Raw genomic sequence first — 26,875 nt, forward strand, 5'->3', positions numbered from 1 at the left:
GTCGGCGCGTTCGGTGTAAAGCGTGTCTATGAGGGGCCTCTCGAAGCCCCGGTCGGGACGAACCCACGCGTACGATCGATTCGGCACAAGGCGACCGTCGACGTCGTCTGCCTGCTGGTGACGGCCTATCCGATATAGGGTGTCCTGCGTTTCAAATCCGATGACCCGTCGGCTGCGGGCCGTCGGTTCTCCCGCACGATACCGAACCGTCATCCCCGCCCGGGATTTGCGTCCCTTGGGCGCCAGAGGGAGAGCCATGGTCGACAGCACCTCCATCGCCCGCAGACCGGTTGCGGATATTCTCCAGGCGGAAGCTGGCGGCGGGGACGGGCCGGGACTTGCCCGGAACCTGTCCGCCTTCAGCCTCGTCTGCATCGGCGTCGGAGCCACGATCGGGGCGGGGATCTTCGTGCTCACCGGGACGGCGGCGGCGCATTATGCCGGGCCCGGGCTGATGCTGTCCTTCCTGCTCGGAGGAATCGCGAGCGGCCTCGTCGGCCTGTGCTACGCCGAGCTGGCCGCGATGATCCCGGCCTCGGGCTCGACCTACAGCTACACCTACGCGACGCTCGGGGCGCTCGCCGCCTGGATCATCGGCTGGGACCTCGTGCTCGAATTCGCCTTCGCCGCCGCGACCGTGGCGGTGGGCTGGTCAGGCTATGCCCAGAGCCTGATGGCCGATGCGGGGTTGCATCTGCCCGCGGCGCTGGCGGCGGCGCCGGGGGAGGGCGGTCGTCTCAATCTGCCGGCCGGCGGCATCGTATTGGCTCTGAGCGCGCTCCTGATCCTCGGCAGCCGGGAGGCGGCGAAGGTCAACGCGGCCATGGTGGCCTTGAAGGTCGCCATCATCCTCGCCTTCGTGCTGGTCGGGGCGGCGCATCTGCGCCCGGCGCTGTGGTCGCCCCTGGTTCCGCCCAACGAGGGCAGCTTCGGCGCCTTCGGCTGGAGCGGCGTCCTCCGCGGAGCCGGCGTGGTGTTCTTCGCCTATATCGGCTTCGAGACCGTCTCCGCAGCCGCGGGCGAGACTCGCGATCCGCAGCGCGACGCTCCGATCGGGTTGATCGGAGCGCTCGTCGTCAGCACGCTTCTCTACGTCGCGGTGGCGGCCGTTCTGACGGGGCTCGTGCCCTACCGGGACCTCGGGGTGACCGATCCGATCGCCAGGGCGATCGACACGATCGGGTTTGGCGCCTTCGCCGTCCTGATCAAGGTGGGCGCGCTCGTCGGGCTCACCACCTCGACGCTGACCGCCCTCTACGGGCAGGCGCGGATCTTCTATGCCATGGCCCGGGACCGGATGCTGCCCGACCTGTTCGCGCAGGTCCATGCCCACCGCCGCACCCCATGGATGAGCCAGGCCGCCATCGGTTTCGCCACCGCCCTCGTGGCGGCCCTGGTGCCGATCGACCTGCTCGGCGAGCTCGTCAGCATCGGCACCCTGTTCGCCTTCATCCTGGTCTGCCTGAGCGTATTGATCCTGCGTCGCACCGAGCCGGATCGGCCGAGGCCCTTCCGTGTGCCCGGCGGCCCGCTGGTGCCCGTCCTGGGCATCCTGGCCTGCCTTGCCCTGATGGCGGGCTTGCCGGGTGACACCTGGATCCGGCTCTTCGCGTGGCTCGTCCTCGGCCTCGCGATCTGGTTCGGCTACGGGCGCCACCGCATCGGCAACGGCCCGGATCGTGGGATCCGGGCCGAATAGGGAGAGGCTGCGAAGGCGGGATCAGTAGCCGCGGTGAGGGCCCGCGGCCCGGCCGCCGCCGTAGCGGCGGCGCAGCCAGCCGATGGCCTTGGGCAGCAGGAACACGACGAGGATCTGGCGCAGGATCGTGCGCATAGGGTCTCAAACTCCGATCGGGACACGGTTTCGTGAACCCAATGCGGGAGCGCGCGGCGCTGTTCCCCTTTCACAGCTCCAGGGTCAGCGTGACGGGAACGTGATCGGAGGGCCTCTCCCATCCCCTCACGTGCCGGGCGACCTCGACGTTGCGCACCGTGCCCGCGAGGTCCGGCGAGACCCAGGCATGGTCGAGACGCCGGCCCTTGTTGGCCGCGGCCCAGTCGGGGGAGCGGTAGCTCCACCACGTGTAGATCTTCTCGGGCTCCGGGGTGAGCAGCCGCGCCGTGTCGACCCACTCCGCCTCGCCGCGCAGGGTCTCCAGCGTCTCGGTTTCGACGGGGGTGTGGCTTACCACGTCGAGAAGCTGCTTGTGAGACCAGACGTCGTGCTCCAGCGGCGCCACGTTGAGGTCGCCGACAAGAATCGCGGGGCCGGAGACGCGCTTGCCGCCCCAGGCCCGCAGCTCCGCCAGAAAGTCGAGCTTGTGCGCGAACTTCGGGTTGAGGGTACGGTCGGCCACGTCGCCACCGGCAGGAACGTAGAAATTGTGGAGTACGAGGCCTGCCGCCGGGCCCGCCGCCGCCCCCAGAACCGCGGAGATATGGCGCGCGTCCTGCCTCTCGCAGAAGCCCATCACCGAGCGGGTCAGGAGGGGAAAGCGCGACAGGATGGCGACACCGTTATAGCCCTTCTGGCCCGCGAATTCGACATGCTCGTAACCGGACCCGCGCAGCGCCTTCAGGGGAAAGGCGTCGTCCGGGCACTTCGTCTCCTGCAGGCAGAGGATGTCGGGCTTGGTCTCCGCCAGGAACCGCAACACCGAGTCGATGCGAAGACGGACGGAATTGATGTTCCAGGTGGTGACGGTCAGGCGCAAGGCAGCACTCCCAGGGCTCGGGCAGCCTTAGCCGTCTTGTCGATCGCTTGGGAGAGGCAAGGGTGAGGAAAGCGATGGGACGGAAACGTGGCGCGCCGGATACAGCAACCTGAGGTGGTAGTCTCTATATGCTTTTTTCATGCCTGAATTGTCTTTTTGCGTACAATTTATATATGCGATCCTAGCTCGTGATTATGTATGCGATGCTGGCCAGAGATGATCCGCGGCTTGGCGGGGATGCCGGTCCTCCCAGCACCTTTCGATGAGGCTCCCGCACATGCCCAATAGGCGGTCGTTCACGCATAGATCGGTTGCGGCCAAACAGATTGTTCCAAGGATGCTACCGCCCAAGTCGATCGGTTCCAGCGAAACGGCCATCCTGACGGAAGCGGGCTTTCTGGGCGTATGGGACACCGATGCACGGCTCGATCTCGTGCGCTGTTCGCCGGGCTGCGCGGAGGCGTTCGGCATCCCCGTCGAGGCGGGGCGTGTGGGCGTTCCGCTCGAAGCCTTCCTGGCCGGCTGCCATCCGGAGGATCGGGACTTCCTCGCGAAGGCGGTCTCGGCCGCTTACGCGGATGGCGGCGGTCCCTTCGAGGCCGAGTATCGCACGATCGATAGCGAGGGGCGCGTCCGCTGGGTCCTCGCCCGCGGGCGCATGACGGTCGACGAGAAGTGCCAGCCGCTCGCCAGCCGGGGCATCCTCATCGACGTGTCCGAGAACCGGGCCGCAAGCGGCGAGACGCCGGATGAGCGCAGCCGCCTGCTGGAACGCTTGGCCGACCATGCCATCGCTCAGCGCGATCTCACGGAGCGCCTGCGGATGCCGGTGCTCCGCCGTCTCGTCGACGCGCTCCTTTTGGAAACGGGCCGCGAGATCGCCCGCGCCCTGCGCCTCGAAAGCCGCCGTTCCCTGAACTGACGCGGCGCCGCGCGGGTCAGCGCTGCAGCTGCTGCTGAATCGCCTTGTCCTCGGCGCGCCCGTAATTGATGAAGAACAGGGACATGTCGACCGCCTTGCCCTTCTGCAGATTCGAGAGCTGCACGGTGGTCAGGTAGCCCTGCGGGTCGGTGATCCGCCACTGCGACAGCGTCTTCATCTCGGCATCGAACAACAGCTGGATCCGCGACGTGCCGCCGAGGGTCGAGCGATCCTCGAGGGCCACGCGGTAGCCGTTGGGATCGTTCGTGACCTCGGTGACCGTGAGGTCGCGGGCGAGGTCGATCTTCTCGCGGAGCAGGAATTTCAGCGGCGTCTGCGAGATGAAGTAGAGGTCCTGCGTGCCGAGCTTGCGGTCGCGGATGGCCACGGAGGTGCCGTCGGCGACGACTTCGAGGGGCGAGGGCTGGTCGTATTCGAAGCGCAGGCGGCCCGGCTTCGACAGAGTCAGCTTGCCGCCGATCCGGCGCCCGTCCGCGCCGGTCTGGATGAAGCTGCCGGTCAGGGTCTGGAAGCCGTTGAAATAGGCGTTGGCGCGCTCCAGCACGGTGGCCTGATCGAGATCCTCCATGGCGGCGCCGGCATTCGGCGCGCCGATGGCGGCGACCTTCGCTTCTGCTGGCTGCGCGGCGGTCTTTGGCGATGCCTTGGAGCTGCCGAGCTTATCGCTGGCCGCCTTGTCGGCGCTGCTCTTCGTCTTGCCGGCCTTGTCGGGAGCCGTCTTGTCCTGCGCCTGCTTGGCCGGCGGAGCCTTCTTGGCGGTCGGGGGCACCGGGGCGGCCTCCGGCTCGGGCGCCGGCTCCGGTGCAGGCTGTTCCTTGCGGCCGAACAGGCCGTCGAGGAAGGAGGAGACCTGCGCGGTGGCCGGCAGGGGCTGCAGGGCGAGCGTGGCGGCGAGAAGCACGGGACCGGCGGCGGGCAGGATTCGGCGGCCAGTCATCGGGCGGGGTCTCCGTCGCGTGCGGGGCTTGTCAGGCGGCCCTGGAAGGTTCCGCGGTCCGACAGGGGTCGTCCCGGCGGGAGGCAGCCGCAGGCCTGGGTTAGAGCCTGCGGCTGTGGCGAATATGCGACGCGGGCGCCGCCTCTCACTCGTCGTCGTCGTAGCCGGAGGACGGTGCGGCCATCCCCTCGACCAGGATCTCGCGCTTGCCGGCATGGTTGGCCGGGCCGACGATCCCGTCGATCTCCATCCGCTCCATGATCGAGGCGGCGCGGTTGTAGCCGATCTGCAGGCGGCGCTGGATGTACGAGGTCGAGGCCTTCTTGTCCCGCAGCACCACGGCGATGGCCTGCTCGTAGAGCTCGGCATCGGCCCCCGCCGCGGCGGTGAAGGCGCTCGCATCGAAGACCGGCAGGTCGGCCTCCTCGATCTCGGCGGCTTCCTCCTTGTCGGCCTTCGAGGTGCGGCTGCCCTTCTTGCCGGTCTCGGGCTCCGAGGAGCCGTCATCGGCGGTGACGGCCTCGAGATAGGCGGGTCGGCCCTGGCGCTTGAGATGGGCGACGACGCTCTCGACCTCGGCATCCGAGCAGAACGGTCCGTGCACGCGGGTGGTGCGGCCGCCGCCGGCCATGAACAGCATGTCGCCCTGACCGAGCAGCTGCTCGGCGCCCATCTCGCCCAGGATCGTGCGGCTGTCGATCTTGCTGGTGACCTGGAAGCTGATCCGCGTCGGGAAGTTGGCCTTGATCGTGCCGGTGATCACGTCGACCGAGGGACGCTGCGTGGCCATGATCAGGTGGATGCCGGCCGCGCGCGCCATCTGCGCCAGCCGCTGGATCGCGCCCTCGATGTCCTTGCCCGCCACCATCATCAGGTCGGCCATCTCGTCGACCACGATCACGATGTAGGGCAGCGCCGAGCGGTCCATCTCCTCCTCTTCGAACACTGCCTCGCCGGTGTTGCGGTCGAAGCCGGTCTGGACGGTGCGGGTGATGATCTCGTCGTTGGCGCGCGCCTCCTTCATCCGGGCATTGTAGCCGTCGATGTTGCGCACGCTGATCTTGGCCATTTTCTTGTAGCGCTCTTCCATCTCGCGCACGGCCCATTTGAGGGCGATGACCGCCTTCTTGGGGTCGGTGACGACGGGGGAGAGCAGGTGCGGGATGCCGTCGTAGACGGAGAGTTCCAGCATCTTGGGATCGACCATGATCAGGCGGCACTCCTCGGGCTTGAGCCGGTAGAGGAGCGAGAGGATCATGGTGTTGATGGCGACCGACTTGCCGGATCCGGTGGTGCCGGCGACGAGCAGGTGGGGCATGCGGGCGAGGTCGGCGATGATCGGCTCGCCGCCGATGTTCTTGCCCAGACACAGAGCGAGCTTGTGCTTGGTCTCGACGAAATCGACCGAGGACAGGAGTTCGCGCAGATACACGGTCTCGCGCACCGGATTCGGCAGTTCGATGCCGATCACGTTGCGGCCGGGCACCACGGCGACGCGGGCGGAGACGGCGGACATCGAGCGGGCGATGTCGTCCGACAGACCGATCACGCGGCTGGACTTGGTGCCGGGGGCGGGTTCGAGCTCGTAGAGGGTGACGACGGGGCCGGGCCGCACGGCCAGGATATCCCCGCGCACGCCGAAATCCTGGACCGTCTGCTGCAGGTTGAGGGCGTTCTGCTCCAGCTCGTCGGCATCGACCTCCTCGCCGTCCACCGGCGCCGGCAGGGCGAGCAGCTCGAGGGAGGGCAGCTCGTAATCCTCGCTGCCGACGAAGGACATCGGGATGTGGCGGTTGGCTGGGATCAGGGCCGTGCGCTCGGGCAGGACGGCCCGGGGTAGCGCCTGGACAGTCTGAGCGGGCGCGGACTCCTCGGGAACCGCCTCCACCACGATCTCCGCCTCGACCGCGGGTGCCTCGTCGAAAGCCTCCTCCGCCATCGGTTCGTCGTTCGAGGCGGTCTTGGGCGAACGCAGAAGAACGGGGCGCGGTGGGATCGCGGTCGGCACAACCGTGGCGACGGAGGGCACGGCGATGGCCGCTTCCTGCGCGACGACGGCCTCGGCCGGCTCGGCCTGCATGACCTTGGGGCTCGCCACCGCCGAGAGCGCGGAGAGCACGAAGGGCGAGAGGTAGCCGGGTGCGAGGGGCGCCAGATGCGCCGTGACCGAGAGGGGCGCCGGCACAGGGACCTGAGCCAGCTCGGACGTGGCCACGGGCACCGCCCGCCGCACCGGCCGGATCGCCGCGCGCGCCGCCATGGCGGAGATGCGGGGCGCCTGCGGGGCGGGCGCTGCGGCGATGACGGCCTCCGGCTGAACGACGGCCGGCATCATTTGCAGGGACGCCCAGGTGTCGATCGCCGCAGAATCGGCGAAGCCGAAGCCGTCGTGCAGATCGGACCAATCCGGCACCTCGGACCAGTCGGCGGCCAATGACGGCGCGGGTTCGGCCGCGGCCGGCGCGATCACCTCGTGGGCGAATTCCTGCACCTCGGCCTCAGCGAAGGCCGCGGCCTCCGGTACGAACAGCTCGGCCTCCATCGGCTCGGCGGCCGGCTCGATCTTGCGCGGCCGGTCGGGGGTGCGGAAGTAGCGGACGCCGGGCGGCGGCGTGAAGGGTTGGCGCCAGAGCGGGACGGTCTCGCGCGTGGCTTCCTGCGCGGCGGCGAGCGCGGCCTCGGCGGCGAGTTCCTCCAGGCGGAGCGCCTCGGCTTCCGCCGCCGCGCGGGCGGCCTCGGCCGCCGCCAGAGCCGCGGCTTGCGCCTCGGCCAGGGCTTCGGCCTGGCGCTGCGCCTCGCGCTCGGCTTCGAGCGCCCGCTGGCGCCGCTCCATCAGCACGGAATCGGGGGTGCGCACGAAACGCACCGCCTCCGGGCTCAGGGCCGGCGCGGTGGCGCGCTGGGGCGGCATCGGCATGGCCTGCCCGTGCTCGGGGGCGATGGCTTCCGGGCGCCGGGGCGTCCGGATCAGCACGCCGGGGCTCGATGCCTGCGTGTCGATGCGGCTCTCGTAGGGCATCTCCGGCATCGGCCGGCGGCCCTGGGGCGCCAGGCTCGGATCGTTCCAGGGCGCGGGATCCGGCACCTGGGTCGACAGCCCGTCGGCAGGGTGCGGTACGAGCGCATAGGCGTCGTGCGGCAGCGGTTCGAAGCCCCCTTCCGCTCCGAGCATGGCCCGCGGCGGCGTCAGCCAGCTCTGCGGCTGCGGCGCGAGATGGGGATCATGCCGGCGCCCGGCCGGGACCTGTGGCCCGCCGGCGCGGCGACCGAAATTCGAGCGCAGGGTCATCAGCCGGTTGGCGATGGCCCCGATGGAGAGGTCGAGGCGGTCGCCGCCACGGCCCGGACGCGATGGATCACGATGGGAATACGGAGGCCGTCCCGATGCGCGCATGAGCTGTGAAAGTACTCGAAACAAGGTCCTGCTCCCCCTGGAGCGGTTCTCCCCCAGTTAGGAGGATCGTCGTTAACGAACGCTTGCCCGGCTTGCCGCCGGGGCTGTTCTGAACCCGTCTCGGCCATGCGCCCGCCGCGACGGCGGCCCTGTCGGATCGGGCGCTCGACAGAGGCCGTTGCCGACCCCAGAATCATCTCGGTGCCGCGTTCTAGCGGCGATGGCAGGGAGCGCCCGAGCGCCGTGACGACACCCGAGGCCGCGAAAGACTTCCGCTCGCTCTACCGCCACGGCTTCGCCCGGGTCGCCGCCTGCACGGGCCGCAGCCATCCGGGCGATCCGGCCGCCAATGCCGAGCAGACGGTGGCGCTCGCGCAAAGCTGCCACGCGGAGGGGGCCGCCCTGGCGGTCTTTCCCGAATTGAACCTCTCGGCCTATGCGAGCGAGGATCTCTTCCTCCAGGCCACGCTGCTCGATGGCGTCGAGGCCGCTCTGGAGCGGATCCGCCTGGCCTCCGAAGCGCTGACGCCGGTTCTCGTGGTCGGCGCGCCCCTGCGCTGGCGCAACCGGATCTACAATTGCGGCCTCGCCCTGCACCGGGGCCGCCTGCTCGGCGTGGTGCCCAAGAGCTACCTGCCGAACTACCGGGAATTCTACGAGAAAAGGCACTTCGCCTCTGGCGCCGGGATCGCCGGGGAGACCATCCGGGTCGCAGGCTGCGAGGTGCCCTTCGGCATCGACCTGCTGTTTGCCGCCGAGGACTTGCGGGGCTTCGTCCTCGGCATCGAGGTCTGCGAGGATCTGTGGGTGCCCCAGGCCCCCGGCATGGAGGCGGCGTTGGCGGGGGCGAGCGTGCTCGCCAACCTGTCGGGCAGCCCCATTACGGTCGGCCGGGCGGAGTCGCGGGCCATGCTCTCGCGGGCGGCCTCGATGCGGGGCTTGTGCGCCTATGTCTACGCCGCGGCGGGCTTGGGCGAATCCACCACCGACCTGTCCTGGGATGGCCAGACCAGTATCGACGAGAACGGCGTGCGCCTTGCCGAAGGCGAGCGGTTTCCCGCCCAGCCCCTCGTCACCATCGCGGATATCGACCTCGACCTGATCGCCCAGGAGCGCTTCTCCAACGGCAGCTTCGACGACAATGCCCGCCATCGGGGCCGCCCGTTCCGGCGGATCGGCTTCCGGCTCGATCCGCCGGCGGGCGATCTCGGCCTGCGCCGCAACGTGGAGCGCTTCCCCTTCGTCCCGTCCGATCCGGCCCGCCTCGCCCAGGATTGCTACGAGGCCTACAACATCCAGGTCGCCGGGCTCGTGCAGCGGCTGGAGGCGACAGGCACCAAAAGGGCCGTGATCGGCGTCTCGGGCGGCCTCGATTCGACCCATGCCCTGATCGTGCTCGCCAAGGCCTTCGACCGCCTCGGCCGCCCGCGCTCCGACATCCTCGGCTACACCATGCCGGGCTTCGCCACCTCGGACGAGACCAAGACCAACGCCCTCGCCCTGATGAAGGCGCTCGGCATCAGCGCGGCCGAGATCGACATCCGCCCGGCCGCTCGGCAGATGCTCACCGACATGGGCCACCCCTACGGACGGGGCGAGGCGGTCTACGACGTCACCTTCGAGAACGTGCAGGCGGGCCTGCGCACGGACTACCTGTTCCGCCTCGCCAACCAGAATGGCGGCATCGTCATCGGCACGGGCGATCTGTCGGAGCTGGCGCTCGGCTGGAGCACCTACGGCGTCGGCGATCAGATGAGCCATTACGGCGTCAATGCCGGCGTGCCCAAGACCCTGATCCAGCACCTGATCCGCTGGGTGATCGCCACGGGCCAGTTCGGGCCGGAGGAGAACCGCACCCTCCGGGCGATCCTCGACACCGAGATCTCGCCGGAGCTGGTGCCGGCAGCGGAAGGGGAAGGCCCGCAGAGCACGGAGGCCAAGATCGGCCCCTACGCCCTTCAGGACTTCAATCTTTGGTTCACGCTGCGGCACGGCTTCCGGCCCTCGAAGATCGCCTTCCTTGCCCTCCATGCCTGGGGTGACGTCGAGGCCGGATCCTGGCCGGCGGATTTCCCGCCGGCGAAGCGGGTCGCCTACGACCTGCCGGTGATCCGTCGCTGGCTCGGCGTGTTCCTCGACCGCTTCTTCCGCTTCAGCCAGTTCAAGCGCTCGGCCCTGCCCAACGGGCCGAAGGTCTCCGCCGGCGGCTCGCTGTCGCCCCGCGGCGACTGGCGCGCACCCTCCGACGCGTCCGCGAAAGCCTGGCTCGACGAGTGGGCGCGGAACATCCCGGAATCGTGACCGGGCGCCTCGTGCGGTGACGCACGCGGCGGGGTCGCCCGCCTCATCCAGACACAAACCCGTCTGATTGTCGGCCTATCTCCGGCCGCGAGGGTGCGGCGAAGCGGAGGACCACCGATGCGCAGCTACAATCTGTTCCGCCGCAAGGGCGGCGAGTCCCTCTGCTGCGCCGTTCCCGAGAGCCACGCCGTGCCCCGTTTCGTCACCGGCGGCCGCTGGACCTTCGAGGGCCGTGTGGAGGAGGCGGCGGGCGTGCCCCGCGGCTTCGACGGAAAGGCCGCCGCCACCGGGGTGCGCTTCAATGGTTTCTACCTTTTTCAGGCGGTCGATCGACGTTTCGGATAATGCGCTGAGCATTCCTTAAGGGGTGAAGCGCAACGCTGGATCTCCATCAGGTTGACCCGCAGCGGAGACAGGGGATGAGCGCGGAGCAGCGCGCAGTCGCGCGCAAGAAGACCTTTCTCAAGGGGCTGATCAGCTTCAATTATGGGTCGTCCAGTATGGATTGCCTCATCCGCGACATATCAGATCGCGGTGCCCGCCTGGAGCTGAGCGAGACCACGACCCTGCCCGAGGTCTTCGACATTCACATCCCCGCCAGGGACGAGAACTATCGCGCGACCCTGTGCTGGCGGAGCAACGAGGCCGTCGGTGTGGCTTTTCGTTCGGCCCAGAACGAGAAACGGGTCGAACCTGCCGCGGCAGCGGTCGACCCGTCCGTGACCGCCCTGCTCAAGCGTGTGGCGGAACTCGAAGCGGAGAACGCGACGCTGCGCACGCTCCTGACGAAGCTCGGCGCTCCCGCTCAGGCCCGCAGCCCGGCCTGAGCGGAGCTGCGGCCGCTCAGGCCTCCAGCGCGGCCCGGATGCGCGCCGCGTGCTCGGCGAGCACCGCCTGATCGGCCATGCCGCCCTCGTGCCGCTTCAGCGGAACGCCCTCGTGCCGCGGCACGAGGTGGAAATGCAGATGGAACACCGTCTGGCCGCCGGCCGGCTCGTTGTACTGGAACAGCGTGAGGCCGTCGGCCTGGAAGGCCTGCTTCACCGCCCGGCCGACCTTCTGGACGACGCGAATCAGCGCCGCGAGGGATTCCGGATCCGCGTCGAGCAGCCCGCGCGCGGGCGCCTTCGGGACCACCAGGGTGTGGCCTTCGCCCTGTGGCATCACGTCCATGAAGGCGAGGGTCTGCTCGTCCTCGTAGACCTTGTGGGCCGGGATCTCGCCGCGCAGGATCTTTCCGAAGATGTTGCTCGGGTCGTAGGCGGTACTCATCGGCGGCTCCAAGCCTTCTGTCCGGCTCCTCCCGGGTCGAACCGGTCTCGCGGTCGCCGGGGGCGCTCTCAAGGGCCGGCACGATGCACAGGCGACCGCCCCGCGTCCACATCCGCGCCGGCCCTCGCGCCCGGGCTTTCGGCCGAACGGTGGTCTCGGCTATGAGGCCGCGCGCGCATGCCGAGGAGAATCATGCCCCGCATCGATCTCGTCACCACCGGCGGCACCATCGCCTCGACGGCACGGGAGACGGAGGGCGCCCCGGCCGATGTCGTCGCTTCGGTGAGCGGGGCCGCCCTGCGGGAGAGCCTGCACGACCGGCTCGCGGGGATCGATCTCGTCATCGACGATTTCTGCCGTATCGGCAGCTCGGCGATGGATCTGCCCCTGTCCTTCGCCCTCGCCCGGCGCGTGGCCGAGCGCCTCGCCGATCCCGCCTGCGACGGGGTCGTGGTCACGCACGGCACCGATACGATGGAAGAGAGCGCCTTCCTCGCCGATCTCGTCGTGGCCGGCGAGAAGCCGGTGGTCTTCACCGGGGCGCAGAGGAGCGCGGATGCGCCGGATACGGACGGCCCGCGCAACATCGCCGAGTCGGTGCGCCTCGCCGCGTCGCCCTTGGCCCGCGGCCTCGGTGCGGTGATCTGCTTCGAAGGCGATTTCCACGCGGCGCGGGACGTGACGAAGACCCATGCCTCCCGCACGGACACCTTCCGCTCCGGCGAGCACGGCAAGCTCGGCGAGGTCGACGGGACCCTGGTGACGCTCCATCGGCGCCCGATCCTGCGGCGCCAGTTTCCGGCGACCCGGATCGAGACGGAGGTCGAGCTCCTGCGCCTCGCGCTGGGCGCCTCCGACCGTCTCATCCGCTTTGCGGCCCGGAGCGGGGCGAAGGCGATCGTCCTCGAATGCTTCGGCCGCGGAAACGCGCCGCCCGCCGTCGCCGCGGCCGTGGCGGAGATCGTGGCCGCCGGCACGGCGGTCATCGTCGCCTCTCGCTGTCCGGAGGGGCGCGTGAAGCCGATCTACGGCAATGGCGGCGGCAAGGATCTGGAGCGGGCGGGCGCGATCTTCGCCGGCGATCTCTCCGGTCAGAAGGCCCGCATCCTGGCGGCGGTCGTGCTCGGCACCGAGGGGGCAGATCTCGCCGAGGCCTTCGCGAGCCTCGCCGGCTGACGCAAGGATCCCCTGGCCAGTGCGCGCGTTAGGCCCGCACGAAAAGGCCACGCTTGGCCTCTCCATCTCCACCGACCGACAAGGACGAACGCGCATGGCGCATGAGAGCACCGCTGCGATCTACACGGCGGCAGGCGCCAACCTCGCGATCGCCGCCGCGAAGTTCGTCGGCGCTTTCCTCACGGGCTCCACGGCCATGCTGGCCGAGGGGGCGCATTCGCTGGTCGATACCGCCAACCAGATCCTGCTCCTCGTCGGGCTGAAGCGGGCCGAGAAGCCGGCGGATGCGAAGCACCCGTTCGGCTACGGGCGGGAGGTCTATTTCTACGCCTTCGTGGTGGCGCTGTTCATCTTCCTCGGCGGCGGCATCTTCGCGATCTACGAGGGGGCCCACAAGATCCAGCATCCCGAGCCGCCGGCCGATGCGACGCTGCTCGGCTTCCATCTCTCCGGCTTCTGGGTGAACGTCGCGATCCTCGGATTCGCGATCCTGGCGGAAGGCTATTCCTGCCTCGTCGCGATCCGCCAGTTCTGGGCGGAGAAGGGCCAGCGTTCGGCCATCACCGCGATCCGGCGCAGCAAGGACCCGGCCCTCTACACGATCCTGGTCGAGGACGTGGCGGCGCTGATCGGCCTCGTCATCGCCATGGCCGGCGTGGTGGCGGGCCATCTCCTCGACATGCCCGTCCTCGACGGCTGGTCCTCGATCGGCATCGGGCTCGTGCTCGTCGGCATGTCGATCTTCCTGATGATCGAGACGCACGGCCTCCTGATCGGCGAGGGCGCCGACCCGGAGGTGGTCGCCGCGATCCGCTCCGCCGTGCGGGGCGAGCGGGCGGTGCGCCATGTCAACGAGGTGCTCACCCAGCATCTCGGCCCCTCCGACATCCTGGTGAATGTGAGCCTGGACGTGGAGGATTCCGTGCCGGCGGGCGAGATCGAGCAGGCGGTCAGCCGCCTGGAGGCCCGCATCAAGGCCGAGGCGCCCGACGTCACCCGGGTCTTCGTGGAGATCCAGTCGCGGGCGACCCATCGGACCACGATGGCCTGAGGCGCCGCCCGCCGCGGATCAGGCTGCGCAGCGCCGCTCGATGATCCGCGCGAGATAGGCCGCGCCGAGCGGGATGATCGCGTCGTCGAAGTTGAACTTCGCATTGTGCAGGCCGGGGCCGGGGGCCGCGCCGATCCAGGCATAGGCGCCCGGCACGGCGGCGACCATGTCCGCGAAATCCTCGCTGCCCATGCGGGGCTTGGCCTCCGGCTCCACGTTCTCCGTTCCGAACACCTCCCGGGCAATCTCGAGCGCGGCGGCGGACGGCGCCGCGCTATTCTCGAGCACCGAGAAGACGTCGCGGATCTCGACGTCGATCGTCGCCCCGAAGGCGGCGGCGATGCCGGCGGCGACCTCGCGGATGCGGGCGGCGACGAGCTTGCGCAGCTCGGCGTCGAAGGTCCGCACCGTCCCGGCCAGATGCGCGCTCTCCGGGATGACGTTGTAGGCCGCACCCGCATGGATCTGGGTGATCGAGACGACGGCCGCCTTCAGCGGATCGGCGTTGCGGCTGACGATCGACTGCATGGCCTGGGCGAGGGCGGTCGCCACCACGATCGGGTCGATCCCCTGGTTCGGCTGGGCGGCATGGGCGCCGCGGCCGGTGATGCGGATGTCGAAGAAGTCGGCCGCGGCCATGGCCGGGCCGGGCTTGAGGAAGAAGCGGCCCTGCGGCCCGTGCGGGGCGTTGTGGACCGCGTAGATCTCGTCGACCGGGAACTTCTCGAACAAGCCGTCGGCGATCATGGCCCGGGCGCCGCCCAGTCCCTCCTCCGCCGGCTGGAACACGAACACGGCGGTGCCGTCGAAGTCCCGGGTCTCGGCCAGGTAGCGCGCGGCGCCGATCAGCATGGTGGTGTGCCCGTCATGCCCGCAGGCATGCATCTTCCCCGGCACGGTGGAGCGATAGGGGAGGTTGGTCTCCTCCTCGATCGGCAGGGCGTCCATGTCCGCGCGCAGGCCGATGCGGCGCGAGCCGGGCCGTCCCCGCAGCACGCCGACCACGCCCGTCTTGCCGATGCCCCGATGCACCTCGATGCCGAAGCGCTCCAGATGCTCGGCCACGATGCCGGAGGTGCGGACCTCCTCGAAGCCGAGTTCGGGATGGGCGTGGAGGTCCCGCCGGAGCGCGGTGAGCTCTTCCGCATAGCCGCGGATACGGTCGATCGGGCTCATTCTCGGATTCCCTCGCAAGCTTGCCGGAACGGCGTCATGCGCTCGTACTCGGCCAGCGCCTGGTTCACATAGCTGCGCTCGCGCGTGAGGTATTCCGCCACGGCACGGCGCAGGGACGGGTCGGCGATGTCGTGGGCGGAGCGCATGGCCACCGGCCGGTAGCCGCGGGCGAGCTTGTGCTCCCCCTGGGCGCCGGCCTCCACGCGCTTCAGGCCGCGCTCGATCGCGAACTCGATCGCCTGATAGTAGCAGACCTCGAAATGCAGGAAGGGGCGGTCCTCGATGCAGCCCCAGTTGCGCCCGTAGAGCGCGACGTCGCCGATGAAGTTGATCGCGCCGGCGATGTAGCGCTCCCCGTGCCGGGCCATCACCAGCAGGATCCGGTCCTTCATCCGCTCGCCGATCAGCGAGAAGAAGCGCCGGTTGAGATAGGGGCGGCCCCATTTGCGGGCGCCCGTGTCCATGTAGAACGCGTAGAAGGCGTCCCAATGCGCCTCCGTGATCGCGTCTCCGGTGAGACGGTCGATCTCGATGCCCTCGGCCATCGCCTCGCGGCGCTCCCGGCGGATCGCCTTCCGCTTGCGGGCGTTGAGCGCCTCCAGGAAGTCCTCGAAGCGGCCGTAGCCCGGGTTCTCGAAATGGAACTGCTGATCGGTGCGCTGCAGCAGGCCGAGGGCGCCGGCCTGCGCCCATTCCCGCTCGCGCATGAAGGTGACGTGGATCGAGGAGGCCTCCGTTTCCGCCCGCAACGCCCGCAGGCCGGCGACGAGGGCGGCGGCGGCGGCGTCCACGTCCTCGCCGGGGGCGATCAGGAAACGCGGGCCGGTCACCGGGGTGAAGGGCACGCTGACCTGGAGCTTCGGGTAGTAGCTGCCGCCGGCCCGCTCGTAGGCGTCGGCCCAGCCGTGGTCGAACACGTACTCGCCCTGGCTGTGGGATTTCAGATAGCAGGGCGCCACCGCGACGAGGGTGTCGCCGCGCTCCACCGAGACATGGAGCGGCAGCCAGCCTGTACGCCGGGAGACGCAGCCCGACTCCTCCAGCGCCGAGAGGAAGGCGTGGCAGACGAAGGGGTTGAAGGTCTCGTCCCCCGCCGAGAGCGTCTCGGGCGAGGTGGCGCAGCGATCCCATTCCGCTGCCGGAATGCGCGCGAGGCCCGGCACGGCGCGCACCTGAAGCTCGGGCGCGCTGCCGGTCTCGGAAGGTCCGGATGTCTCCATGGCGCCCGACTCTAGCCGGCCCGCCGGGCGCGGCAAGCGGGCCGGGCCGGATCCGCCGTCGCAGGGGTGACGGACGGGGAGTTCTTTCTCAGGTCACGACGCTCGGCTCGGCGCGTCCGGTCAGCGCCGCCATGTCTGACAGCGCCCCCGCGACGGCGATCGCCGGGGCCAGAATCTCCGCGGTCGGGCGTTCGAGCCGGGTCGGGTCGTTCACGTAGCGCTCGATATAGACCCGGATCGTCGCCCCTGCCGTGCCCGTCCCGGACAGGCGGTAGACGATGCGGGCATCCTCCTCGAAGGTGATGCGGATGCCCTGCTTGTCCGAGACGGAGCCGTCCACCGGGTCGACGTAGCGGAACTCGTCGGCGCTCTTCACGGTGAAGTCGCCGACGCGGCGGCCGGGCAGCTCCGGCAACTGCGCCCGCAAATGGTCCATCACCTTGGCGGCCGCCTCGGACTCGATCTCCTCGTAGTCGTGGCGGGTGTAGTAGTCGCGGCCGAAGCGCGCCCAATGCGCGCGCACCAGCGCGTCCGCACGCTCGCCGGTGGCGGCCAGCACGTTCAGCCAGAGCAGCACGGCCCAGAGCCCGTCCTTCTCGCGGACGTGGTTGGAGCCGGTGCCGGCACTCTCCTCGCCGCAGAGGGTGATCTTGCCGGCATCGAGCAGGTTGCCGAAGAACTTCCAGCCCGTCGGCGTCTCGTAGGCGGGGATGCCGAGGGCGGCGGCGACGCGGTCGGCGGCCCGGCTCGTCGGCATGGACCGCGCGATTCCGGCAAGCCCCGCCGCATAGCCCGGCGCGCGATGCGCCTGTGCGGCGAGGATCGCGAGGCTGTCGCTCGGCGTCACGAACAGGCCCGGGGCCACGATCATGTTGCGGTCGCCGTCGCCGTCCGAGGCCGCGCCGAAATCCGGTGCCTCCGGCCCGCTCATCAGTGCGACGAGGTCATGGCAATGGACCGGGTTCGGGTCCGGGTGGTGGCCGCCGAAATCCTCCTGCGGTGTGCCGTTCACTACCGTCCCGGCGGGTGCGCCCAACGCCCCTTCGAGGATCGCCTTGGCGTAGGGGCCCGTCACCGCGCTCATCGCGTCGAAGCGCATGCGGAAGCCCGAGGCGAAGAGCCCGGCGATCGCGTCGAAATCGACGAGTTCGCGCATCAGCGCGGCGTAGTCGGCGACGGGGTCGATCACCTCGACGCGCATGTCCTCGATCCGGCTCGTCCCGATCCGGTCGAGGTCGATGTCGGGCACCTCGGCGATGCGGTAGGCCTCGATCGCCTTCGTGCGCTCGTAGATTGCCGCGGTGACCGCCTCCGGTGCAGGGCCGCCATTGGCGGTGTTGAACTTGATGCCGAAATCGCCCTCCGGGCCGCCGGGATTGTGGCTCGCCGAGAGGACGATGCCGCCGATGGCGCCGTGCTTGCGGATCACGCAGGAGGCGGCGGGGGTGGAGAGCAGCCCGCCTTGGCCGACCAGGACCCGGCCGAAGCCGTTGGCCGCGGCGATCTTCAGGGTGGTCTGCACCACCTCGCGGTTGAGGAAGCGCCCGTCGCCGCCGAGGACGAGGGTGGCGCCCTCCCGGTCCTCGATGGTGTCGAAGATCGACTGCACGAAATTCGCGACGTAGTGCGGTTGCCGGAACACCGGCACCTTCTTCCGCAATCCCGACGTGCCCGGCTTCTGGTCCGCGAAGGGTGTGGTTGGTACGCGCTTCGACGCCATGGGGCGGGACCCTCTCGAGCTGACTTCGTCCGACTCGGTAAGCCATCCCGCCCGATCCGCAAGGTTGTGCGCTGCGAAAAACCGCGCATGCCGCTCCGGCTTCCGGAAAATCGGCGCAGGCCGGGCCTGTCTGGATGAAAAACTTAACTGTGATGCATCGGATCGCGGCCGTGGGAGTTGAAGAGCGATGTGTCGGCTCATCACCACGGAACCAGACGCCGCGTGACGACCGAGCCTAAGCCGGACGGCCACGCCTTCGACCGCGATTTCTGGCGGGCAGAGGCGCATATCGATGCGATCCTGCCCGGCGTGGGATCCCAGATCGCGGATTCCGAGCTTCGCCTGCTCGCGGACAACATCCCGACCCTGTGCTGGATGGCCCGGGGCGACGGCTGCATCGTCTGGTACAATCGGCGCTGGCACGAGTACTGCGGCACCACCCCCGAGGCGATGGAGGGCTGGGGCTGGCAGGCGGTCCACGATCCGGCCGAGCTCGACCGGGTGATGAAGGCCTGGACCACCTCGATCGCCACGGGCGAGCCCGTCGAGATGGTGTGCCCCCTGCGCGGGGCGGACGGCATCTTCCGCCCCTTCCTGACCCGCATCGTACCCTTGCGCGACGGCACCGGCCGGGTGATCCGCTGGTTCGGCGTCAACATGGAGATCGGGGCGCAGAGGCGGGCCGAGGCGGCGCGGGACGCGACGCAGGCGCAGTACGACGTCCTGACCGACGCGATGCCGCAGATGGTCTGGTCGACCCTGCCGGATGGCTACCACGACTACTACAACGACCGCTGGTACGAGTTCACCGGCGTGCCCGTGGGCTCCACCGACGGCGAGGCCTGGAACGGGATGTTCCACCCCGAGGATCAGGAGCGGGCCTGGAAGCGCTGGCGCCATTCCCTCGCGACGGGAGAGCCCTACGAGGTCGAGTACCGCCTGCGCCACCGCAGCGGCGAGTACCGCTGGACGCTCGGCCGCGCTCTGCCCGTGCGTGACGAGGAGGGGCGGATCATCCGCTGGATCGGCACCTGCACCGATATCGACGCGGCCAAGCGCGTGGCCGAGCAGAACGAGCTCCTGAACCGGGAACTCAGCCACCGCATCAAGAACATCTTCGCGATCATCTCCGGGCTGATCCGCCTCTCGGCGCGGCGCGATCCCGCCGTGAAGGACTTCGCCCGCGACCTGATGAACCGCATCGCCGCCCTGGGCCGGGCGCATGAATTCGCGCGTCCCCACAGCGAGGAATCCCGGCCCGAGATGCCGGAGATGATGCTGCAGGGCATGCTGCGCGATCTCTTCGAGCCCTACGGGATCGACGGCGTGCCGCGGGTCGCGGTGGAGGGGGACGATGTGCCCGTCGACGACAAGGGGGCGACCCCTCTCGCGCTCCTGTTCCACGAGCTCGCCACCAACGCGGCGAAATACGGCGCACTCTCCGTGCCCGACGGCCGGGTCCGCGTCTCGGTGGCCCGCACCGGCGACGACCTCACTCTGGTCTGGGAAGAACAGGGCGGCCCCGCGATCGAGGGGCCGCCGAGCCGCCGGGGCTTCGGTACGCAGCTCGCCACGATGAGCGTCGAGCAGCAGCTCGGCGGCCTCCTGGTGCGGGAGTGGCGGCGGGAGGGATTGCGGGCGAGCGTCGCCCTGCGATGCTCGCGGTTGGTCCGGTCTTGAGACGTCCCTGGCCGGAACGGGAGCGGCCGCGTGCGAGCAAGCGCGGCCCAGCTTTGGCGTGCGATCAGGAAACTTTCCGCGATCGTTTCCTGCACGGTCGCTCGATCAGCTGCTCTTCGCGACAATGTCCGCGAATTGACATTTCTGCTTCGATATCATTCCCGTCTGTGGGTTAGTGACCCATGAACGAACGCGCGACCATCGAAGAGCTTCAGCGCCGCCTGAGCGCGGCCGAAGCTGCTTTGCGCGCCCGCCCCAGAGCAGGCGCAGCCTCAAGGAAGAACGGATCGGCTTCCCTCGGCAACGAGGCCTGGCTCGCCGTCCAGAAGGAAGCGTTCCAGGCGGCCATGAACGACGCTCCGCTGAAGGCGTCCCTCGGCCTCCTGGCCGACGCCGTCGTGAGGCAGATGGGCGACGGCCGCCGGTGCGCCTTCTACATCAGCGACGGCAAGGGCGGCCTGCACCATGTCGTGGGCATGTCCGAGACCTATGCGCGGCAGGTCGACGGTTTCAAGATTTCTCCGGAATCCGTGGCCTGCGGATTGGCCGCGGCGAAGGGAGCGCCGGTGATCACGTCGGACGTGCTCGAGGACCCCCGCTGGCGGCCCTGGATGTGGCTCGCCCGGGAACATGGCTATCGCGCCTGCTGGTCCTTTCCCGTGGAGGCGGCATCCGGGAAGCTCGTCGGCTCCTTCGCCATGTATTTCGACGAGCCGCGCGAGCCCGCACAGAGCGACTTCATCCTCGCGGACGAACTCACGACCAGTGCCGCCATCCTCATCTCCCGTCATCAGGAGGCCGCGGAGCGTGTCCGGGCGGAGATGGCCCTGCGGGAGAGCGAGGCGCGCTTCCGGGCCGTCGCCATGGCTAGCGCCCAGATGCTGTACCGCATGAGTCCCGATTGGCGGGAGCTGCGTCAGCTCTCCGGAGGCGACCTCCTCACGAACATCTCGGAGCCGATCGACAATTGGGCGGAGATCTACCTGCTCCCCGAAGACCGGCCGACGATCTTCGCCGCCATCGAGGATGCGATCCGCGCGAAATCCCTCTTCGAGCTTGAACTCCGCGTCCGCAAGGCAAGTGGCGGCATCGGCTGGGTGCTCTCGCGCGCCGTGCCCCTCCTCGACGACGCTGGCGAGATCCGCGAGTGGTTCGGCGTCGGCAGCGACGTGACCGAGCGGCGGGAGGCCCAGGAGAAGGTGCGGCTCGCCGCGGAGGCGCATCGCGACGAGCTGGAGCGCCAGGTGCAGGACCGGACGGCGGAACTCAGGTCCAGCCGCGATCTGCTCCAGGCCACCATGGACTGCTCCATGGACATGATCCAGGTGTTCGAGGCCGTGCGCGACGGGGCGGGCGCGATCGTCGATTTCCGCTGGCTCCTGAACAACCACACCTCCGAGCGCCTCTATGGCCAGGTGCTCGGGCAGCGCCTGCTCGAACGCAATCCCGGCGTGGTGCAGGAGGGAATCTTCGACGCCTTCAAGCGCGTCACGGTGACGGGCGAGCCGTCGATCGCGGAGCGGCACTACGTCCACGAGCAGTTCGACGGCTGGTATTTCCAGTCCGCCGTGCGGCTCGGCGACGGCGTGGCGACGACCACCAAGGACATTACGGCCTGGAAGGATGCCCAGGCCGAGGTGCTCCGTCTGCGCGACGAGGTGGCGGAGGCCAAGCTCCGCGAGAGCGAGGCGCGCTTCCGCACCCTGGTCGAGGGCGTGCCGCAACTGGTCTGGAGGGCGGTCGACGGCGGTGAATGGACGTGGTCGAGTCCGCAATGGAGCGCCTATACCGGTCTCTCCGAAGCGGAAAGCTGCGGCTGGGGCTGGCTCGCCGCCCTCCATGCCGACGATCGCGACGCGGCCATGGCCCTCTGGCAATCGGCCGAAGGTTCCGGCCGGCTGGAGATGAACGGGCGCATCCGGCACGCGGCCGAGCAGCGCTACCGCTGGTTCCAGAGCCGCGCCACCCCCGTGCGCGACGAGACCGGGCGGATCGTCGAATGGCTCGGCACGTCGACGGATGTGGACGATCTGCGCCAGATGCAGGAACGCCAGCAGGTGCTCGTCGCCGAGTTGCAGCACCGGACCCGCAATCTCCTCGGCGTAGTCCGCTCGATCGCCGGGCAGACCATGCGCGCGAGCGAGACCCTGTCGGCGTTCGAAGGGGCCTTCAACAATCGCCTGAACGCGCTCTCCCGGGTTCAGGGCCTGCTGTCGCGCTCGGAGGACGAGCCCATCACCATGGGCGCCCTGATCCGCTCGGAGCTGGACGCCCTGGGCGTCTCGGACCGGTCGCACCGCGTCAAGGCCAGCGGGCCGGAAGTCCGGCTGCGCAAGAGCACGGTGCAGACGCTGGCGCTCGCGCTGCACGAGCTGGCCACGAATGCCCGCAAATACGGCGCCCTCGTCTGCGAGGGCGGGACCCTGCAGGTGACGTGGCGGACCTATGCGGACCGGACGGGCCGGCGGCTCGCGCTCGAATGGCGGGAGACGGGACTCGACCGCCGGCCCGAGGAACGGAGCCCGGTGACCAAGCAGGGCGGATACGGCCGCGAGCTGATCGAGCGTGCGCTGCCCTACGCGCTTCAGGCGCGCACGACCTACGAGCTCGGCGAGACCGCTCTGCTCTGCACCATCGATCTGCCGCTCCCCGAGAACGCCCTCTGAGCCGCCTCATTCGGCGGGCGGGATCACCAGGTCTGACCAGGGACATTCCCGGTCGCCTCCAGGCGGGCAGACGAGGCCCGTTCAGGCGAGGTGGAAACTTTCGGATCATTCTCCGTCTGTTTTTAGCGCCCGGCGCGTCGAAGAAATATTCTGCACATGGTGCGGGCTAGATGAGAAATTGTATTTTTTTCAATTTCATTGCGAACGATCAGAACTCGGAACTTAAGGATTCGCTCACGGGTGCCGGTCTAATTTTGGTGGTGACATTGTTGGAAAGGCACCTCGATGGGGAAGTGGGTTCCGGCCGTGGCCTCCATCGGGCTGCTCTGCCTCCTCATCATCCCGGCACCCGGCGTGCTCGGCCTGTTGATCGGGACGGTCTGCGCCCTCGCCATCATCATCAGCGCCGTGATGTGGTTTCTCGACAGGATGGCGACCCGCCTGCTGATTTGGGGGGCCGCCTTCAAGCGCAAGGTCGCGGGCAAGCGCCGCCGCGACGTGCATGCCGGTTCGGGCATCAGCAAGAAGACGACCCGCCGGGTGGCGTGAGGGCCTGCCTTTAGAGCCGGACGGACTGCTCAGGCCGACGGGCTGAACGTCCGGAACCCCTCCGGTGGAACCAGGCGCTCGCCCTTCCGGCAGCCGATCGCATAGGCGATCACCTGGTCGACCGCGGCCTCGTCGCAGGGCTTGGTGATGACGCCGAGGGTGCCCGGCACGCCGTTGCCCAACATGCGCGGATTGGCGGTGACGAAGATCACGGCGATGCCGCGCCGGCTCAGCATGGCGCCGATCTCGGCGCCGGTGGCGCCGTCGCGCAGGTTCAGGTCGACGAGGGCGATGTCGGGATCGGCGGCGGCGAGCGCCGTGGCGGCCTGGAGATCGGGGGCGATGCCCGTGCAGACATGCCCGAGATCCTCGATCGTCGCCTCCATGTCGGCGGCGACCAGCATCTCGTCCTCGACGATCAGGATCCGTGCGCTCACACCTTGCTCTCCCTGAAAGCCGGGGCCGCGGATCAGGCGCGACGATGCCGCATCCCGGACCGCCGGCCCGATCCTTACGAAGGGCACGACGCCACTTCGTCTAGCCCATGAACGCGCTCGGGATCCAGGGGCTCCCGCTGTCACGGGCCGATCACCCCTGTTAAGAACGACGGACGGCGCCTCTCGCCTGCCATCTTGCACCGCCAACCCTCCGCGATGATCCGCCTCCTCCTCGTTCTCTGCCTGCTCCTCTCCGCCCTCGGCCTCGGGCCGGCGCGGGCGGCGGGGCAGAGCGTGAAACCGAAGGACCTCGTGCGGGCGAGCCTCGTTTCGGAAGAGACGGCGCTGGTGCCGGGCCGCCGCCTCACCCTCGGCCTGCGCCTGGTGATGAAGCCGGGCTGGCACGTCTACTGGCGCAACCCGGGCGATTCCGGCCTGCCGCCGGACATGGCCTGGGCCAATCCGGCGGGTTTTTCCGTGGGCCCGACCGCCTGGCCGGTGCCCGAGCGGATCCCGGTCCAGACGCTGATGAATTACGGCTACGAGGGCGAGGTGGTGCTGCTCGTGCCCGTGACGGCGCCCGCAACCCTCGCCTTAGGCGGCAGCGTGCGTCTCGGCGGCCATCTGACCTACCTCGTCTGCGAGGAGATCTGCATTCCCGGCGAGGCCGACCTGAGCCTCGACCTGCCCGTGGCCGCCGAGGCCGAGAAGGATCCCGCCCAGGCCGGCCTGTTCGCCCAGGCCCGCGCCGCCTTGCCGGAGCCCTCGCCCTGGCCCTACCGCCTGGCCCGTACGGGCGAGAGGCTGGTGCTCGATCTCGACCGGACCGGGATCGCCGCGGGCACCGTGACCGGGGTGGCCTTCTTCCCCTATGCCGAGACCGCCCTCGACAATGCCGCGCCCCAGGATTTCTCCGTCGACGGAACCGGTCTTCACCTGACCTTGAAGCCGACCGACGCCGCCAATCCGCCGCAGGATCTGCCGGGGGTGCTCGTCTTCACCGAGAACGGCGAGCGCCAGGCTTATGCGCTCGGCAAGGAGCCGGAGTCCGCGCCTGTCCCGGCTGCGCCCGCCTCTCCCGCGGCCCCTTCCGCGGAGCTCCCGCGCGACGACGGCGAGGCGCTGACGTTCTGGAGCGCCGTCGCCTTTGCCTTCTTCGGTGGGCTCATCCTCAACCTGATGCCCTGCGTCTTCCCGGTCCTGTCGATCAAGGTGCTGAGCTTGGTGAAGCAGTCCGGCGCCTCGGCCGCTCGCGTGCGTCGGCACGGCCTTGTCTACACCGCGGGCGTGCTCGTCAGCTTCCTGGGCCTGGCCGGCCTGCTGCTGGCGCTGAAGGCCGGCGGGGCGGGGATCGGCTGGGGCTTTCAGCTCCAGTCCCCCATCGTGGTGGCTTTGCTCGCCTATGGGCTCTTCGCCATGGGCCTGAGCTTGTCCGGCGTCGTCCATGTCGGCGCCGGCATTGCCGGGCTCGGCGACGGGCTGACCCGGCGGGCGGGCTATCAGGGCTCGTTCTTCACCGGGGTGCTCGCCACCCTGGTGGCGACCCCCTGCACCGCCCCCTTCATGGGCACTGCGGTCGGTTTCGCGCTGACCCAGAGCCCGGCGGTGAGCCTCGCCGTCTTCGCGAGTCTCGGTCTCGGCCTCGCCCTGCCGTTCCTGTTGCTCACCCTGTTCCCCGGCGCCCTGCGGGTGCTGCCGCGGCCCGGCGCCTGGATGGATACGCTCAAGGGCGTGCTCGCCTTCCCGGTCTACGCCACCGTCGCCTGGCTCGTCTGGGTGCTGGCGCAGCAGGTCGGCCCGAATGGGCTCCTGGCCGGTTTGTGCGGGCTGGTGCTCGTGGGCTTTTCCGCCTGGGTCTGGGAGCGGGCGCGGCATTCGGGCCGCACCGGCGCCGGCCTCGCCCGAGCGGCGGCCTTGGCGGCTCTGGCCGCCACCCTCGGCCTCGTCGCCGTCCTCGACGGCGACCGGGCGCGCGCCGCCTCCACCGTCTCGGCGGAGGGGATCGAGCCCTTCACCCAGGCCCGTCTCGACGCCCTGCGGGCGGAAGGCCGCACCGTCTTCGTCGACATGACCGCGGCCTGGTGCATCACCTGCCAGGTCAACGAGCGCACGGCGCTGGCCGGCCAGCGGGTCCGCGCCGCCTTCAAGGCCGGCGACGTCGCCTATCTGCGCGGCGACTGGACCAACCGGAATCCCGAGATCACCGCTCTCCTGGAGCGCCACGGCCGCAGCGGCGTGCCGCTCTACCTCGTCTATCGCGGGAGATCCGAGGCCCGGGTGCTGCCGCAGATCCTTACCGAGGGCATCGTGCTCGCGGAGATCGGCAAGCGGGCGGATCTGGCGGGGCGCTGATCACGCCGGCGGCGGATCCGGAGCCTCCACCTCGCCGCGGCGCTGCAGCTGCAGGGCGACGAACCAGCACAGGGCCGCCCAGGCGGCGCCGACGCACCAGCCGGCGAGCACGTCGCTCGGCCAATGCACCCCGAGATAGAGCCGGCTGATCCCCACCAGCACGGTCATCGTGACGCCGAGCGTCAGGGCCAGCACCTTCACCCGCCGCCGCGGCTCGATCCGGGCGAGCAGGGTGGCGAGCGTCAGGTAGGCGATGGCCGACATCATCGCGTGCCCGCTCGGGAAGCTCGCCGTGAAGGTCTCCATACCGTGGGGCACGAGGTCCGGCCGCGGCCGGTGGTAGAACAGCTTCAGGAGCGTCGAGACGGCCTCGCCCCCCACCACCGCGGCGAGGACGAAGACCGAGGCGCGCTGCTTCTGGGCCAGCGCCAGATAGGCGGCGACGCTCAGGGTCAGGAAGACGATGGTGACGACGCTCCCCCAGCCGGTGATGTCGCGCATGGTCTCCTCGAGCCAGGGCGGCCCGATCGGGTCGGCGAGGTCGGCCGGATTGCGCAGGGCGAGCAGGATCTTGCGGTCGAGCGCTTCGGTCGAGCCCTCGCCCACCTCGTGGGCCAGGGCGAAGAAGCCGTAGCCGAGCACGCTCAGGGTCAGCAGGGAGAGGAGAGGGCCGACCTCGTTGAGGTGCAGGCGCAGCCACACGGCCGAGACCGGACGCACCAGGGGCTGTCCGCGCCGGGCCAGATCGGGAAACTTCACGGGACGCCTCCGAAACCGATCGCCGCAATACGCTCCCAGGGCCCGCCGCGATAGCGCCAGAGCCGCAGGCCCGGTGCCCTGAAGCGGAAGGGCACGAAATCCTCCGCGAGCGCCGCATGCAGGGCCTTGGCGGCTTCGGGGGTGACCTTGTTCTGGATTGTGACGTGGGGCCGCCAGCCCTGCCGGTCCTGGGCGGTGAGCCGCTCCGAGAAGGCGGCGGCGAGGCGCGCCCGGAAGGCCTCCAGCGCGGGGCTTTCCAGGACATAGGCGACCCCGCGGCCGAGCAGGCGCAGGCCGGTCACCGACACCTCGGGAGGCGGCTGCGTGCGCGCGAGCGCGGCGAGGGTCTCCTCGATGCCGGCCTCTACCTCGCCGGGCAGGTGGTGGAACAGAGTGGCATGCGCCGGGATGAAATTGAGCGCCTCCGGGAAGTGCCGGCGGCGCAGGCCGTCGAAGTGCACGAAGGTCGCTTCGTCGAAGGCCAGGGTCAGGATCAGGGGATCGGGCGCGGGCATCGGGCTCGGCATG

General features: G+C 69.7%; 21 protein-coding genes. 11 read left to right on the forward strand and 10 right to left on the reverse strand.

What is annotated here, in order from left to right:
* The first annotated feature begins 256 nt into the window (after positions 1 to 256).
* A complete protein-coding gene (locus MMB17_RS12130; RefSeq protein ID WP_241102087.1) occupies positions 257 to 1,699 on the forward strand; it encodes an amino acid permease in 1,443 nt (480 codons plus the stop codon).
* Between the two features lie 205 nt (positions 1,700 to 1,904).
* On the opposite strand, the gene xth is transcribed toward MMB17_RS12130, so the two are convergent.
* The gene (gene xth / locus MMB17_RS12135) at positions 1,905 to 2,714 is read right to left on the reverse strand and encodes an exodeoxyribonuclease III (protein ID WP_241102088.1); all 810 of its coding nucleotides are present in this window, start codon (positions 2,712 to 2,714) and stop codon (positions 1,905 to 1,907) included.
* A gap of 262 nt (positions 2,715 to 2,976) precedes the next feature.
* Between xth and MMB17_RS12140 the strand changes: the two genes are divergently transcribed.
* A complete protein-coding gene (locus MMB17_RS12140) occupies positions 2,977 to 3,636 on the forward strand; it encodes a PAS domain-containing protein (RefSeq protein ID WP_241102089.1) in 660 nt (219 codons plus the stop codon).
* A 16-nt stretch (positions 3,637 to 3,652) separates the two neighbouring features.
* Here the strand turns inward: MMB17_RS12140 and MMB17_RS12145 are convergent, their stop codons facing one another.
* The gene (locus MMB17_RS12145) at positions 3,653 to 4,594 is read right to left on the reverse strand and encodes a LolA family protein (protein ID WP_241102090.1); all 942 of its coding nucleotides are present in this window, start codon (positions 4,592 to 4,594) and stop codon (positions 3,653 to 3,655) included.
* 145 nt (positions 4,595 to 4,739) lie between these two features.
* Positions 4,740 to 7,883, reverse strand: a complete 3,144-nt coding sequence (locus MMB17_RS12150; protein ID WP_241102180.1) for a DNA translocase FtsK — start codon at positions 7,881 to 7,883, stop codon at positions 4,740 to 4,742.
* A 348-nt stretch (positions 7,884 to 8,231) separates the two neighbouring features.
* On the opposite strand from MMB17_RS12150, the gene MMB17_RS12155 reads away from it, so the two are divergent.
* The 3 genes from MMB17_RS12155 to MMB17_RS12165 all read left to right on the forward strand — a co-directional run bounded on the left by MMB17_RS12155 (position 8,232) and on the right by MMB17_RS12165 (position 11,116).
* Positions 8,232 to 10,289 carry an NAD(+) synthase gene (locus tag MMB17_RS12155; protein ID WP_241098924.1) on the forward strand — a complete coding sequence of 686 codons (2,058 nt, stop codon included), beginning with the start codon at positions 8,232 to 8,234 and terminating at the stop codon, positions 10,287 to 10,289.
* A 117-nt stretch (positions 10,290 to 10,406) separates the two neighbouring features.
* Positions 10,407 to 10,634, forward strand: coding sequence for a hypothetical protein (locus MMB17_RS12160; RefSeq protein WP_241098925.1), 228 nt, complete (start codon positions 10,407 to 10,409; stop codon positions 10,632 to 10,634).
* A 74-nt stretch (positions 10,635 to 10,708) separates the two neighbouring features.
* Positions 10,709 to 11,116 carry a PilZ domain-containing protein gene (locus tag MMB17_RS12165; RefSeq protein WP_241098926.1) on the forward strand — a complete coding sequence of 136 codons (408 nt, stop codon included), beginning with the start codon at positions 10,709 to 10,711 and terminating at the stop codon, positions 11,114 to 11,116.
* A gap of 16 nt (positions 11,117 to 11,132) precedes the next feature.
* Here MMB17_RS12165 and MMB17_RS12170 read toward each other — a convergent pair whose 3' ends face one another.
* A complete protein-coding gene (locus tag MMB17_RS12170) occupies positions 11,133 to 11,561 on the reverse strand; it encodes an HIT family protein (protein ID WP_238311560.1) in 429 nt (142 codons plus the stop codon).
* A gap of 192 nt (positions 11,562 to 11,753) precedes the next feature.
* On the opposite strand from MMB17_RS12170, the gene MMB17_RS12175 reads away from it, so the two are divergent.
* Positions 11,754 to 12,737, forward strand: coding sequence for an asparaginase (locus tag MMB17_RS12175; protein WP_241098927.1), 984 nt, complete (start codon positions 11,754 to 11,756; stop codon positions 12,735 to 12,737).
* A gap of 94 nt (positions 12,738 to 12,831) precedes the next feature.
* Positions 12,832 to 13,788 carry a cation diffusion facilitator family transporter gene (locus tag MMB17_RS12180; protein ID WP_238311558.1) on the forward strand — a complete coding sequence of 319 codons (957 nt, stop codon included), beginning with the start codon at positions 12,832 to 12,834 and terminating at the stop codon, positions 13,786 to 13,788.
* A gap of 18 nt (positions 13,789 to 13,806) precedes the next feature.
* Here the strand turns inward: MMB17_RS12180 and MMB17_RS12185 are convergent, their stop codons facing one another.
* The 3 genes from MMB17_RS12185 to MMB17_RS12195 all read right to left on the reverse strand — a co-directional run bounded on the left by MMB17_RS12185 (position 13,807) and on the right by MMB17_RS12195 (position 17,904).
* Positions 13,807 to 14,964 (reverse strand): M20 aminoacylase family protein, encoded by a 1,158-nt coding sequence (locus MMB17_RS12185; RefSeq protein WP_241098928.1) that lies wholly within the window; start codon positions 14,962 to 14,964, stop codon positions 13,807 to 13,809.
* Complete coding sequence (locus MMB17_RS12190; RefSeq protein ID WP_241098929.1) at positions 14,961 to 16,184, reverse strand: GNAT family N-acetyltransferase; 1,224 nt, start codon at positions 16,182 to 16,184, stop codon at positions 14,961 to 14,963. The genes MMB17_RS12185 and MMB17_RS12190 overlap by 4 nt, the downstream gene beginning before the upstream one ends.
* A gap of 88 nt (positions 16,185 to 16,272) precedes the next feature.
* Complete coding sequence (locus MMB17_RS12195; protein WP_241098930.1) at positions 16,273 to 17,904, reverse strand: alpha-D-glucose phosphate-specific phosphoglucomutase; 1,632 nt, start codon at positions 17,902 to 17,904, stop codon at positions 16,273 to 16,275.
* A 222-nt stretch (positions 17,905 to 18,126) separates the two neighbouring features.
* On the opposite strand from MMB17_RS12195, the gene MMB17_RS12200 reads away from it, so the two are divergent.
* The 3 genes from MMB17_RS12200 (at position 18,127) to MMB17_RS12210 (ending at position 22,799) form a co-directional block, all read left to right on the forward strand.
* Positions 18,127 to 19,584: a sensor histidine kinase gene (locus tag MMB17_RS12200; protein ID WP_241098931.1), complete on the forward strand. Its 1,458-nt coding sequence runs from the start codon at positions 18,127 to 18,129 to the stop codon at positions 19,582 to 19,584.
* Positions 19,585 to 19,766: 182 nt separating this feature from the next.
* Positions 19,767 to 22,250: a PAS domain-containing protein gene (locus tag MMB17_RS12205; RefSeq protein WP_241098932.1), complete on the forward strand. Its 2,484-nt coding sequence runs from the start codon at positions 19,767 to 19,769 to the stop codon at positions 22,248 to 22,250.
* 285 nt (positions 22,251 to 22,535) lie between these two features.
* Positions 22,536 to 22,799 (forward strand): hypothetical protein, encoded by a 264-nt coding sequence (locus MMB17_RS12210; protein ID WP_241098933.1) that lies wholly within the window; start codon positions 22,536 to 22,538, stop codon positions 22,797 to 22,799.
* A gap of 29 nt (positions 22,800 to 22,828) precedes the next feature.
* Here the strand turns inward: MMB17_RS12210 and MMB17_RS12215 are convergent, their stop codons facing one another.
* Positions 22,829 to 23,236, reverse strand: a complete 408-nt coding sequence (locus MMB17_RS12215; RefSeq protein WP_238311551.1) for a response regulator — start codon at positions 23,234 to 23,236, stop codon at positions 22,829 to 22,831.
* Between the two features lie 216 nt (positions 23,237 to 23,452).
* On the opposite strand from MMB17_RS12215, the gene MMB17_RS12220 reads away from it, so the two are divergent.
* Positions 23,453 to 25,588, forward strand: coding sequence for a protein-disulfide reductase DsbD family protein (locus MMB17_RS12220; RefSeq protein ID WP_241098934.1), 2,136 nt, complete (start codon positions 23,453 to 23,455; stop codon positions 25,586 to 25,588).
* Here the strand turns inward: MMB17_RS12220 and MMB17_RS12225 are convergent, their stop codons facing one another.
* Positions 25,589 to 26,347 carry a phosphatase PAP2 family protein gene (locus MMB17_RS12225; RefSeq protein WP_241098935.1) on the reverse strand — a complete coding sequence of 253 codons (759 nt, stop codon included), beginning with the start codon at positions 26,345 to 26,347 and terminating at the stop codon, positions 25,589 to 25,591.
* On the reverse strand, positions 26,344 to 26,862 hold the full coding sequence (locus MMB17_RS12230) for a 2'-5' RNA ligase family protein (protein ID WP_241098936.1): 519 nt from the start codon (positions 26,860 to 26,862) through the stop codon (positions 26,344 to 26,346). Before MMB17_RS12230 ends, MMB17_RS12225 begins: the two co-directional genes overlap by 4 nt.
* Positions 26,863 to 26,875 lie beyond the last annotated feature (13 nt).

It is taken from the genome of Methylobacterium organophilum (assembly GCF_022533465.1).
Taxonomy (GTDB): domain Bacteria; phylum Pseudomonadota; class Alphaproteobacteria; order Rhizobiales; family Beijerinckiaceae; genus Methylobacterium; species Methylobacterium organophilum.